Annotated in this window: 8 protein-coding genes and 1 riboswitch; of the genes, 4 read left to right on the forward strand and 4 right to left on the reverse strand. The window is 65.9% G+C overall.

All coding sequences use genetic code 11. The annotated features are described in order from the left end of the window. Nucleotides 1–28 precede the first annotated feature (28 nt). From L2Y97_RS17335 to metX, 3 genes are read right to left on the reverse strand one after another with little or no spacing between them, the layout of a single operon-like run. Nucleotides 29–1,093, reverse strand: coding sequence for a homoserine dehydrogenase family protein (locus tag L2Y97_RS17335; RefSeq protein WP_247429079.1), 1,065 nt, complete (start codon nucleotides 1,091–1,093; stop codon nucleotides 29–31). Then, nucleotides 1,090–2,286 carry a cystathionine gamma-synthase gene (gene metB / locus L2Y97_RS17340; RefSeq protein ID WP_247429080.1) on the reverse strand — a complete coding sequence of 399 codons (1,197 nt, stop codon included), beginning with the start codon at nucleotides 2,284–2,286 and terminating at the stop codon, nucleotides 1,090–1,092. The genes L2Y97_RS17335 and metB overlap by 4 nt, the downstream gene beginning before the upstream one ends. A gap of 2 nt (nucleotides 2,287–2,288) precedes the next feature. Further along, nucleotides 2,289–3,323, reverse strand: coding sequence for a homoserine O-succinyltransferase MetX (gene metX, locus L2Y97_RS17345; RefSeq protein WP_247429082.1), 1,035 nt, complete (start codon nucleotides 3,321–3,323; stop codon nucleotides 2,289–2,291). An 87-nt stretch (nucleotides 3,324–3,410) separates the two neighbouring features. Next, a riboswitch (SAM riboswitch) is annotated at nucleotides 3,411–3,526 on the reverse strand. A gap of 229 nt (nucleotides 3,527–3,755) precedes the next feature. Here metX and L2Y97_RS17350 point away from each other — a divergent pair. Beyond that, on the forward strand, nucleotides 3,756–4,802 hold the full coding sequence (locus L2Y97_RS17350) for a cysteine synthase A (protein WP_247429084.1): 1,047 nt from the start codon (nucleotides 3,756–3,758) through the stop codon (nucleotides 4,800–4,802). 48 nt (nucleotides 4,803–4,850) lie between these two features. Then, nucleotides 4,851–6,455: a peptide chain release factor 3 gene (locus L2Y97_RS17355; RefSeq protein ID WP_247429085.1), complete on the forward strand. Its 1,605-nt coding sequence runs from the start codon at nucleotides 4,851–4,853 to the stop codon at nucleotides 6,453–6,455. Nucleotides 6,456–6,488: 33 nt separating this feature from the next. Here the strand turns inward: L2Y97_RS17355 and L2Y97_RS17360 are convergent, their stop codons facing one another. Beyond that, nucleotides 6,489–8,150 carry an FAD-dependent oxidoreductase gene (locus L2Y97_RS17360; protein WP_247429087.1) on the reverse strand — a complete coding sequence of 554 codons (1,662 nt, stop codon included), beginning with the start codon at nucleotides 8,148–8,150 and terminating at the stop codon, nucleotides 6,489–6,491. A gap of 137 nt (nucleotides 8,151–8,287) precedes the next feature. Here L2Y97_RS17360 and L2Y97_RS17365 point away from each other — a divergent pair, with 137 nt between their 5' ends. Together L2Y97_RS17365 and L2Y97_RS17370 are read left to right on the forward strand one after the other, a co-directional pair. After that, a complete protein-coding gene (locus L2Y97_RS17365; RefSeq protein WP_247429089.1) occupies nucleotides 8,288–9,196 on the forward strand; it encodes a CPBP family intramembrane glutamic endopeptidase in 909 nt (302 codons plus the stop codon). A gap of 111 nt (nucleotides 9,197–9,307) precedes the next feature. Further along, nucleotides 9,308–12,967 (forward strand): response regulator, encoded by a 3,660-nt coding sequence (locus L2Y97_RS17370; protein WP_247429091.1) that lies wholly within the window; start codon nucleotides 9,308–9,310, stop codon nucleotides 12,965–12,967. The last annotated feature ends 1 nt before the right edge of the window (nucleotide 12,968 follow it).

The following is a 12,968-nucleotide window of genomic DNA, read 5'->3' on the forward strand; positions in this document are numbered from 1 at the left end:
GCCCTTTTTTTCGCCGACGGCAGCGCAATCAGATCGCCAGCACATCCCCCAGCAGGGCCTGGGCCGTAATCTCCGGACCCGCCCCCGGACCCTGGATCACCAGCGGCGTGGAATGGTAGCGCGTGGTGGTGAGGGCGAACTGGTTATCCGTGCCGGAGAGGCGCGACGCCGGATGATCAAGCCCCACTTCCACGAGGCCGACTCGGGCGCGACCGCGCTGGTTAAGGCGAGCGAGGTAGCGCAGCACCTTGCCGTTGGCCTTCGCCTCGGCGTGGCGGCGAGCGAGAGGCTCATCGAGTTCTTCCAGGCGATCGAGGAATGCCTTGGTCTCCACGCCACGCAGCGCCTCGGGGACGAGGCTTTCGATCTCGACCTCATCGCTACCGAGTGCGAACCCGGCGTGGCGCGCGATGATCAGCAGCTTGCGGGCGACGTCTTCGCCGGAGAGATCCGAACGCGGATCCGGCTCGGTGAACCCCAGCCGGCGGGCATCGCGCAGCAGTGCGGAGAACGGGCGCGAACCGTCGTACTGGTTGAACAGCCACGACAGCGAGCCGGAGAACACGCCCTCGAGCGTGAGCAGGCTATCGCCGCAGCGACGCAGCCGGCGCAACGTGGAAAGCACGGGCAGGCCCGCGCCCACGGTCGCGGCATCGCCATAGATCGCACCACCGGCGGAGGCCGCCTGCAGCGCGCGCCATCCTTGCAGGTGACCGCCGGCCAACGCCTTGTTCGCGGTCACCACGTGATAGCCACGGGAGAGCCATTCCGCGTGGCGGCTCGCTTCTTTCGTGCAGGCGGTGGCATCGATCACCACCTTGCGCGCCGCGCCACTCTCGTCGAGCGCGGCCAGCAATGGCCCGTTATCGCGGCCGTCACGGGCCTTCGCCAGTGCATCGGCGACCTCGGCGGGGCGCAGGCCATCGGCCAGCACATGCTGGCGGCGCGAATTGGCCGCGCCGACCAGGCGCAGCGAGTTCGCCGAGGGCGTGGCAAGCAGGGTGAGCAACGCACGACCGACCACGCCGGTACCGAGCAGGACGACCGCCGTACAGGGAGCCTCCGGGGAAAGGGGAGCTACCACCGCGTTCATGCGCCGACCTTGCGTTTCGAGGTGATGTTGGCGACCGCCGAGGCGCGGGCAAGCGCGGCTTCGAGGTCATCGATGAGGTCGTCGCCATCTTCAATGCCGATCGACAGGCGCAGCAGGTTGTCGGCAATACCGGCGGTACGGCGGGCTTCCGGTGCCATGGCGGCGTGGGTCATCGTGGCCGGGTGGGCCACCAGGCTTTCGACGCCGCCGAGTGATTCGGCGAGCGAGAAATACTGGATGCCATCGACGAACGCCTCGATCGCATCATCGCCACCACGCAACTCAAAGCTGAGCATGGCGCCGAATCCCTTCTGCTGGCGCGCCGCCAGCGCGTGACCTGCGTGCGAGGCAAGGCCGGGGTAGTAGATGCGCTCGACGGCATCGTGCCCTTCAAGGCGATCCGCGATACGGCGCGCGTTTTCTTCGTGCGCGCGCAGGCGCACGGCCAGCGTACGCACGCCACGCAGGGTAAGGAAGCTATCGAACGGCGAGCCCGTCTGGCCGTTGCAGTTACCCCACCACTTCAGCTGCTCGGCCACCGCCTGGTCCGCGGCGATCACGGCACCACCGACCACATCGCTGTGGCCGTTGATGTACTTCGTGGTCGAATGCAGCACCACGTCAGCGCCCAGTTTCAACGGCTGCTGCAGCGCAGGGGACAGGAACGTGTTATCGACCAGCACCAGTGCGCCAACAGCGTGCGCGGCCTGCGAGACATGGCGCACATCGGTGATACGCAGCAGCGGGTTCGACGGCGTTTCGATCCAGACCAGCGCAGGCTTCGCCGCCAGGCCTTCGGCCAGTGCCGTCGGGTCGTTGAAGTTGACGAAGCGCACGCTGAAGCGCCCCTTCTTCGCCCAGGCATCGAGCAGGCGCCACGTACCGCCGTAGCAATCGTGCGATGCGATGACCAGACCGCCCGCTGGCACCAGTTCAAGCGCCAGCGCCACCGCCGACATGCCCGTGTTCGTCACGACCGCACCAGCGCCCTCTTCCAGCTCGGTCAGCGCTTCGGCGAGCAGATCGCGCGTGGGGTTACCGCTGCGCGAGTAGTCGTAGGCACGCTTGCGGCCGAATCCTTCGAACGCATAGTTCGTGGAGAGGTGCAGCGGCGGTACGACGGCGCCATGCTGGGTATCGGATTCAATGCCGGCGCGGACGGCGCGGGTACACAGGCGGGTTTCACGGGTCATGGTCAGAGGGCTCCGCAACAGTCGTTGAGTGCGTGACGCAGCACGGGGGCGAGCTGCACGGTTTCTTTGAGGAAGGCGTCGTGGCCGTACGGCGAATCCACGACTTCGAGGGTGGCGGTGCCGCCGATGCGGCGCTGTAGTTCACACAGATCGGAAAGCGGCACCAGGCGATCGGAGGGGAAGCCCACCAGGGTGGTCGGTGCGTGCACGCGCTCCGGCGCGATATCGTGCAGGTCGATCGATTCGGACAGCGCCAGGAAGCGCTGCGGATCAAAGCGCTCGACGAAGCGGCGGCCTGCGTGCTCCAGGTAATCTTCCACCGGGAAGTAGAAGCGGCCGTCGCGCAGTTCCGGACCCGCGGCAAAGCGGCGCGAGAACTCTTCGCTGCCGCGATACGTGGTCATCGCCAGCTGGCGTGCGAGCGCCAGTGCTTCGTCGGTGCGGCCCGATTCGATACCGAGGCGCACGATGCCACGCTGCACCGAACGCTGCGCCGTGGAGAGCGGATGCGGGCGATGCGCACCGGCGAGAAGCACGAGCGATTTCACCTTGTCGGCGTGGTTGGCCGCGAAGGCGAGGCCGGTCATGGCACCGTACGACGATCCGATGAACGCCTGCGCGCGGCCGATGCCCAGCTCATCGACGAGCGCGGCAAGCGCCGCGGCCTGGTCTTCACTGGATACCGATTCCACACCTTCGATATCGGCAGGCACGAGCCAGTCGATGGAGAGGACGCGGCAATGCGACAGATCGATGGCACCGCCCTGGCTCACCAGCTCCTGCCACCAGCCCTGGCGCTCACGGCCCGCGCAGACATCGCGGGTGGCGGAGATACCACCCTGCACGATCACCGTGGGCGCGTTGGGGGCACCGCACCACAGGTAGCGCACGTCCACCGCCACCGGCTCGCTGCCGTACTTGGGCGTGATGGACACGCGACGGGTACCACGCTGCTCGGTGAGATCGGCGGCGCCACGCGGTGCGGCGGTCACGGCTGCTTCGGAGAGGGGGATCACGGTGAGGGGCTCTGCTGGCATGTCCGGGTTCCTGTCGGGATCGAGCCCTGCGGATACCTGTAGCCGGACTGCCAGGCGCGGTACGCGGAATCGCGCCCGGTCTGGACATTCCCATCTATCGGGTTGCGTGGCGAACCACGCACCGCAGGAGTTGGCACCGTTGCGGAAATCCGCAGGTTGCCCCGGCTTCAAAGGGCCTGTCCCTCAGCCGGTCTCGATGAGTGGAACCGAGGTTACGCGCCGATCCACGGCGTGTCAACAGCCGTATAGACGTCTAAACCTCCAAAACCTTGCGAAACCATCGACAGGATCACTGTAGGAGCGCGCTTGCGCGCGATGGGGCTTGCGGCAGGCCCCATCGCGCGCAAGCGCGCCCCTACAGGGGCTCCGGCCCCGTCGCGGGCGTTTGGCCGTCTGTATGGGTTTGGCGGGGGCACGGGTTAACATCTGGGCATGGCTACCTACCCCACCTTAAGCGCCGGCATCGGCCACACCCCTCTCCTGCTCCTGCGCCAGGCCTCCGAGGCCACCGGCTGCGAGATCCTGGCCAAGGCCGAGTTCCTGAACCCGGGTGGCTCGGTGAAGGACCGGACGGCCCTGGGCCTGCTGGACGACGCCGAGGCCCAGGGCCTGCTCCGCCCCGGGGCCACCGTGGTGGAAGGCACCGCCGGCAACACCGGCATCGGCCTGTCCCTGCTTGGCAACAGCCGGGGCTATCGCAGCCTCATCGTCATGCCCGATACGCAGAGCCGCGAGAAGATCGATGCCCTGCGAGCCGCCGGGGCCGAGGTGAAGCTGGTGCCCGCGGTGACCTGGACCGACCCGAACCACTACGCGGCCACCGCCCGGCGCCTTGCGGACGAGATGAATGCCCAGGATCCGGGCAGCGCCTGGTTCGCCAACCAGTTCGATAACCTGGCCAACCGCCAGTGGCACGAGGACCACACCGGGCCCGAGATCTGGGAGCAGACCGGCGGGAGGGTCGACGGCTTTGTCTGCGCATCGGGCACGGGCGGCACCATCGCCGGGGTCGGCCGGGCACTGAAGGCCCTGTCCCAGGAGGCCCGGCAGCAGGGTTCCCGGCAAACGGACGTCATCGTGGCCCTGGCCGACCCGGCAGGCTCCGCCCTGGCCAGCTACGTGACCACTGGCGAGGCCAAGGCAGAGGGCAGTTCCATCACCGAGGGCATCGGCAACGCCCGGCTTACCGCCAATTTCCTGGATGCCCCGATCGATCTGGCCTGGTCTATCCCCGACACGGAATCCATCCCCGAGATCCACCGCTTGCTGCGCCACGAGGGCTATGGCGTCGGGCTCTCCAGCGGTGTGAACATCGCCGGGGCCATCCGCCTGGCCCGCCACCTGGGCCCGGGCCACACCGTGGTCACCGTGCTATGTGACAGCGCCATGCGCTACCAGGCCAAGCTGTTCAACCCGGCATTCCTCCGCGAAAAAGGCATTGAGGTACCCGGCTGGCTGGCGGCGGCGTTCCCGGGGTAAATCCGCGCTAGAATATGGGGTTAGCCCTTCGATGCGACCCCAGATTCCATGTCTTCACACCTCACCGAGACCCAGCGGCGGCGTAGCTTCGCCATCGTCAGCCACCCTGACGCGGGCAAGACCACCCTGACCGAAAAGCTGCTGCTGTTCGGCGGCGCCATCCAGATGGCCGGCTCGGTGAAGAGCCGCAAGGCCGCCCGCCACGCCACCTCCGACTGGATGGCGCTGGAAAAGGAGCGCGGCATCTCGGTCACGTCCTCGGTGATGCAGTTCCCGTACAACGGGGCCATCGTGAACCTGCTCGACACCCCGGGCCACGCGGACTTCTCGGAAGATACGTACCGCGTGCTCACGGCCGTCGACTCGGCGCTGATGGTCATCGACTGCGCGAAGGGCGTGGAAGAACGCACTATCAAGCTCATGGAAGTGTGCCGCCTGCGCGATACGCCGATCATGACCTTCATCAACAAGCTCGACCGCGAGGGTCGCTCGCCGATCGAACTGCTCGATGAAGTCGAATCGGTACTGGGCATCGCCTGCGCGCCGGTGACCTGGCCGATCGGCATGGGTTCGCGCCTGAAGGGCGTGTACCACCTGCTGCTCGATGAGGTGCACATCTTCGAGCCCGGCAAGAACTTCACCCGCCAGGATTCCACCATCTTCAAGGGCGGCCTGGATAACCCGGAACTCATCGCACGTATCGGTGAGGCCGCCCTGCAGGAAGCACGCGACGAGCTTGAACTTGTCCTCGGTGCTTCCAACCCGTTCGATGTCGAGGCGTACCTCGCCGGCAAGCAGACCCCGGTGTTCTTCGGCTCGGCCGTGAACAACTTCGGCGTGGAACTGCTGCTCGAGTTCTTCGTGGAGCATGCGCCGTCGCCGCGCTCGCGTAACACGCTTTCGCGCGAAGTGCTCCCGGAAGAAGAAAAGCTCACCGGCTTCGTGTTCAAGATCCAGGCGAACATGGACCCGGCGCACCGCGACCGCGTCGCCTTCATGCGCATCTGCTCGGGCACCTACACGGCGGGCATGAAGATGCAGCAGACGCGTACGGGCAAGGAAGTGCGTATCGCGAACGCGCTCACCTTCATGGCGAGCGATCGTGAAATCGTGGAGCGTGCGTACCCGGGTGATGTCATCGGCCTGCACAACCACGGCACCATCACGATCGGCGATACGTTCACCGAAGGCGAGGGCCTGTCGTTCACCGGCATCCCGAACTTCGCCCCGGAACTTTTCCGCCGCGCACGCCTGCGCGATCCGATGAAGATGAAGGCGCTGCAGAAGGGCCTGGCCCAGCTTTCCGAAGAAGGCGCCACGCAGTTCTTCCGCCCGCTCATGTCCAACGACCTCATCCTCGGCGCCGTGGGCGTGCTGCAGTTCGATGTGGTGGCGTACCGCCTGAAGGACGAATACAACGTCGATTCGAGTTTCGAACAGGTCGGCGTCGCCACCGCGCGCTGGGTGCACTGCAGCGATGAAAAGAAGCTGGAAGAGTTCAAGGAAAAGAACGCCGCCAACCTCGCGATCGATGCGGCAGGCGAACTCGTTTATCTCGCGCCCACCCGGGTGAACCTGCAACTCGCCCAGGAGCGCTGGCCGCAGGTGCGTTTCTCGGCTACACGCGAGCACGCGGCTGCCGTCGAGGTTTGAAGACCAACGTAGGAGCGCGCTCCTACACAAGCGCTAGACGGGCGAGGGGTGCAGGAAGCGGTGGATGGCGTGGACGACCACCGAGCCTTCGCCCACACCCGCAGCCACGCGCTTGACCGAGCCTGAGCGCACGTCACCTACCGCGAACACCCCACGCAACGTGGTCGCGTACGGCGATGGCGTGGCGTAGCCATCGGCATCGCGGCCGGTAAGCACGAAGCCTTTCTTGTCCAGGTCCAGGCAACCCTGCAGCCACGCCGTGTTCGGTTCAGCGCCGATCATGACGAACAGGCTGGCGACCTTGCGCCGCTCCTGCACATTGGTCTTCACGCAGTACCAACCCACTTCACGCAGGTACGCGTCGCCGTCGAGGTGATCGATCTCGCAGTACGGATGCAGCGTGATTCGCGGCGACTGCGCGATCCGTTGCACGAGGTAATCGGACATGGTCGCGGCCAGGCCTTCGCCGCGCACCAGGATATGCACGTGCGACGCGGAGCGAGCCAGGAACACCGCAGCCTGGCCGGCGCTGTTCCCACCACCCACGACCACCACTTCTTCGTTGGCGCACAGCGTGGCTTCCATCGCCGTGGCGGCGTACTGGATGCCCTGCCCTTCGAAACGCTCGTAATCCACCTGGGCCAGCTTGCGATAGCGGGCGCCGGTAGCGATCACCACCGAGCGCGCCGTCACCATCGAACCGTTATCCAGGTGCAATTTATACGGATGGCTGCCGCAATCCATGCTGCGCACCTCACGGGCAATGGCCATGTGTGCGCCGAACTTCATGGCCTGCACCTGCGCCCGGCCGGCGAGGGCCTGACCGGAAATGCCGGTGGGGAAGCCCAGGTAATTCTCGATCTTGGAGCTGGTGCCCGCCTGGCCGCCAGGCGCCAGCGCCTCGAGCACCACGGTTTCCAGCCCTTCGGAGGCGGCGTACACCGCGGCGGCCAGGCCAGCGGGGCCGCCGCCTATCACGGCGACGTCGTAAATGTGGTCGCTGTCCAGCTCGATCGTGATGCCCAGCTCATCGGCCAATTCGGTGGTTGTCGGGCAGCGCAGCACGCGCTTGTCCGGCAGGATCACTACCGGGCATTCATCCGGCTGCAGGCCGAAGCCTTCGATTAGGTGCCGGGCATCCTCATCGATATCGGTGTCCAGCAGCTTGTGCGGGTAGCCGTTGCGGATAAGGAAGCTACGCAGGCGCACGGTATCGGCCGCATGGGCGGAACCAGCCAGCCACACGCCGCCCTGCCCGCTCTGGATGAGACCCACCCGGCGCAGGATGAAGGCGCGCATGATGATCTCGCCGATATCCGGCTCGCCCGCGATCAGGCGGCGGAAGTTCGCCGGGTCCACCCGGACAATGCGCGAATCGGACCCGGTGCGGCCGTTCACCATGGTCTGGCGGCCGCTGAACAGGTCGACCTCACCGGTGAACTGGTGCCGGCCGTGGGTCACGACGATGCGTGGCTCGCCATCGCTGCCGATGTCATAAACCTCGATCGAGCCCTCGAGCACGAAGAAATAATCGACCCGGCGCTGGCCGCGCTGGAACAGCATGGTGCCTTTGGGCACAAGCTCTTCCACGCCGTAGTGCACCACCCGGGACGCCATCTCGTCATCCAGGCGCGGAAACGTCTGCGCCTGACGGTTCATCGGGCTGGAGGGATCGTTATCGTACGGCTTCGACATCGGTGATTCCGGTGACTTCGGGGCCAGGGTGCCTCCCGCCCGGAACGATACCGGGTGGGTTTGGAACGATCTTGTATCGGAGCACCATCATGCCTGCGTAGACTGCACCCCGCACACTTCACACACACTGCGAGCCCATGACGACCCACGACGCTACCGCGGCCCCGCCGTCGCTGCCCCTCCGCCTGCTGCGCTCTCCCGTGGGTCGCATCCTGGCCTTCGCCATCAGCGCCTGGCTCATCGGCATGGTCTGCAGCCGGATCTACAGCGGCCTGGGGCTTCCCCGCGGCAGCCTGCCGTTTGGTGAGGTCACCCCGCTGATCGAGCTGTTCCGCTTGCTACCCGTGGTGCTGGCGTACTGGCTGCTGGTACGCACCATCGAGAATCGACGCGTGGAGGAGCTGGCCTTGCGCAAGCTCGTGCCCCACGTCCTGCTCGGGCTCGCGGCCGGCTTTGTCCTTTTCTCACTGGTGGTAGGCGCACTGTGGGCGCTGGGCGCCTATGTCGTGCACGGCACCAACCAGGGCATCCCCTGGCTGGGCCTTGTACTGGTCCTGGGCGTAGGCGCCGGAGTGGGCGAGGAAATCGTCAGCCGCGGCGTCCTGTTTCGTATCGTCGAAGAGGGCCTTGGCACCTGGATCAGCCTGCTGCTGTCGGCGGCCTTCTTCGGCTTCATGCACATATGGAACCCGCACGCCACCACGTGGAGCGCCCTGGCCATCGCCCTGGAGGCCGGCCTGCTGTTTGGCCTGATCTACCACGTGACCCGCTCGCTATGGCTGTGCATGGGTGTCCACGCCGCCTGGAACGTCGCCCAGGGCCCGTTCTACGGCATCCCGGTATCCGGGTTCGAACAAAAGGGCTGGCTGGCGTCCACCATGCAGGGACCGGATTGGCTCACGGGTGGCGAGTTCGGGGCCGAGGCCTCGGTCGTAGCCCTTTGCATCTGCTCCACGCTCACGGCGGTATTGCTGGGTATCGCGCTCCGCCGCGGCAGCCTGGTGCCACCGTTCTGGGCACGACCGAAGGTCAAGCCTGCCGCCTGACCTGCCGATAATGTGTCGTCCGCCAAGGAAGGCGAACGCCCGTATGTAGTACTACCCATTACGCTCGACCCACGGGCGCGCCGCCCACTCCGTCCCACTACCGGTCATCGCATGACTTCCACCGACGCAAAGCGCCAATGGCTGGCTGACCAGCCCCTCCAGCGCAAGATCATCCTCGCCATCGGTACCCTGCTCGCCCTGTTCGTGGCGGCCTGCATTGCCAACCTGGTATCGCTGGGGCGCGAAAACGAGACCCGGGCGTGGGCGACCCACACCTACGTGGTGTTGCTTACCCTGTCCGATGTCGGCGCCGATGCCCAGCAGCGCCAGGTGGCCGCCCGCGGGTACATGCTGAACCAGGCGGACACGGAATACGCCGACTTCGAGGCGGCGGATCGCGATCTTGCGGTAAGCGTTGGCAAACTACGCACGCTCACCGCCGACAACCCGTTGCAGCAAGGCCGGATCGACCGCCTGCAGGACATGCTTGACCGCTGGAAGGTCGAGGCGCTGAAGAATGGCCTGGAGCCCATGCGTGCCATCGGCAACGCAGCGACGCCCGAAGGCTCGCTGGCGCGCGACGGCATCCGCCGCGACTACTTCGCGCGCCGTACCGTGGTCATGACCGATATCCGCAAGCTCATCGACGAGATGGCGGCCACCGAGCGCACGCTGCTCGAAAAGCGCAACGCCGCACTGGACGCCACGCTCGCCGCGACACAGACCATCGATATCCTTTCGCTGGTGCTGTGCCTGCTGACCGGCGCCGCCGTCATCTTCATGACGTTCCGGCTGATCACGCGCCCGCTGGTGCGCATGACCGAGCTGATGACCCGCCTCGCACGGCACGACCACACCATCGAGGTGGGCCAGCGCAATCGCCGTGACGAGATCGGCGAGATCGCCCGCGCCTTGCAGGTGTTCAAGGACATGTCGATCGAGACGGCAGGCCAGACCTGGCTGAAGTCGGCGGTCACCACGGTGTCCAACCGTCTGCAGGAGTGCACCACCTACCGCGAGTTCGCCGACGCGCTCGTCACCGAGATGGTCACCTCGCTCAAGGCGGGCGTGGGCGTCTTCTACATCTACCGTGAAGAAGCCCAGCGCCTGGAACTGACCGGCAGCTACGGCTTCCGCCAGCGCCGCCATGTCACTGCGGAGTACGCGCTGGGCGAAGGCCTGGTGGGTCAGGCCGCGGCGAACCAGCAGACGATCGTGCTGCAGGATATCCCCGAGGATTACACGCGCATCCACTCGGGTACCGGCGAAGCCGCGCCGCGCAGTGTCGTGGTCGTTCCGGTCATGTCCCGCGATACCCTGATGGGCGTTATCGAGATCGCCAGCTTCGACCACCTGACCGGGCTGCAGGAGCGGCTGATCGATGAACTGATGCCCATCGTTGCGCTTTCGCTGGAGAACCTGGCTCGCGCACTGCGCACCCGCGACCTGTTGGAACAGACCCAGAGCCAGGCGGATGAGCTGCGCACATCCGAGGAGGCCCTGCGCCACCAGCAGGATGCCTTGCAGGCCACCAATAGCGAACTGCACGCGAAGACCGCCGAACTGCAGGAGCAGTCACAGCGGCTGATCGCATCCGAGGAAGAGTTGCGTGTACAGACCGAAGAACTGCACGCCTCTAACGAAGAGCTGCGCGAGAAGGGCCTGACGCTCAATCACCAGAAGGACGCGCTGGAGGCCCTGCAGAAGGAAACCCACGAGAAGGCCGAAGAGCTGGCCCGCGCCAGCCAGTACAAGTCCGAATTCTTGGCCAACATGTCGCATGAGCTGCGGACGCCGCTCAATAGCCTGCTCATCCTGTCGCGCAGCCTGGCCGATAACGACGAAGAAAACCTCACCGGCGAACAGGTGGAATCCGCGCGCATCATCCACGATGCCGGTTCCAACCTGCTCCGACTGATCAACGACATCCTCGACCTGTCCAAGGTGGAGGCCGGCAAGATGGAGCTGATGGTCGACAAGCTCCCGCTCGCCGATCTTGCCCGCACGCTCGGCCGCACGTTCAACCATGTGGCGCAGGAAAAGAAGCTCGCCTTCGAGGTGAAGCTGGAAGAGAACCTTCCCGCGAGCATCCAGACCGATGCCGGCAAGCTGGAGCAGGTCGTGAACAACCTGCTGAGCAATGCCTTCAAGTTCACCGCCAGCGGCAGCGTGCGCGTGCGGATAGGCCGTCCCGCTGCCAGCGCTACGCTCCCTGCCGGGCTGGACCCGGCCCGTGCTATCTGCATCGCCGTCACCGATTCCGGCATCGGCATTCCACCGGAGAAATTCCAGCGCGTGTTCCACGCCTTTGAACAGGTGGATGCAAGCACGAGCCGTCAGTACGGTGGCACCGGCCTCGGCCTGGCCATTTCACGGCGCATCGCCATGCTGATGGGCGGCGACATCACCCTGGAAAGCGAAGTGGGTGCAGGTAGCACGTTCACCATCTTCCTTCCCGAAGAGGCCCCGGCACACGCGGTGGACCGCGCCGAACCAGTGTCGCTCGAGCAGGCGGCAGCCGAAGCCACGCTTCCGCTGTCCCCGTCGCTTATTGCCGAATCAATCGATGATGACCGTGCGACGATCGCGCCCGGCGATACCACCATCCTCGTGGTGGAGGACGACCCCGCATTTGCGCGGATCCTTGCCGATATGATCCACCGCAAGGGCCACCGCGTGCTTGCTGCGGCGGATGGCGAGACCGGCCTGGCGCTGGCCCGCCAGTACCGCCCCACCGGCATCCTGCTTGATGTGATGCTGCCGGGCATGGATGGCTGGACGGTGATCGAGCGGCTGAAACACGACGCCGCCACGCGTCATATCCCGGTTCACTTCATCTCCGCCACGGATGATGCCAGCCGCGGCATGGAGCTGGGTGCGGTTGGCTTCCTGACGAAGCCGGTGAGCCGCGAATCCATCGCCACGGCGTTCGATCGCCTGCTCCACTTTGCCGAGGGCCGCACACGCCACCTGCTGGTCGTGGATGATGATGCGAGCGCGCGCACCGCTGTGCGCACGTTGCTGAAAGACGACAACGTGGTGATCGACGATGCCGCCTCGGGCGAGGAAGCACTGGCGAAGACCAACCAGGTGGCTTACGACTGCATCGTGCTCGACCTCGGCTTGCCCGGCATGTCGGGCATGGAGTTCCTCGAGCACCTGTCCCAGTCGGGGCACACCCCGCCGGTAGTCGTGTATTCGGGCCGCGACCTCTCCCGCGAGGAGAGCATGAAGATCCGCCAGTACACCGACAGCATCGTGGTGAAGGGTGCGCGCTCCCCTGACCGTCTGCTGGACGAGGTGAGCCTGTTCCTGCATTCGATCCGCCAGGGTGGCAGCGCCGCCGCCATCGAGCGCGCGACGCCTGCCAGCGGCATGGACGAGGCCAGCCTTCGCGGCCGCCGCATCCTGCTCGTGGACGACGATATGCGTAATCTCTTTGCCCTGTCGAAAGTCTTGCGCGGCAAGGGTATCGATGTGGTGATGGCGCAGGATGGCCAGAAGGCCCTCGATGTGCTGGACAAGGACGCCGATCTGGAACTGGTGCTCATGGACATCATGATGCCGGTGATGGATGGCTACGACACCATGCGCGCGATCCGCGCCAAGCCCGCCGTCGCCAACGTGCCCATCATTGCGCTTACCGCCAAGGCCATGCGCGGCGATCGCGAGAAATGCCTGGAGGCCGGTGCCAACGACTACCTGTCCAAGCCCATCGATGTGGACCGTTTGCTCTCGATGATTCGCGTCTGGCTGCCGGCAAGGGTCTGAG

This window comes from Luteibacter aegosomatissinici (assembly GCF_023078495.1).
GTDB lineage: Bacteria > Pseudomonadota > Gammaproteobacteria > Xanthomonadales > Rhodanobacteraceae > Luteibacter > Luteibacter aegosomatissinici.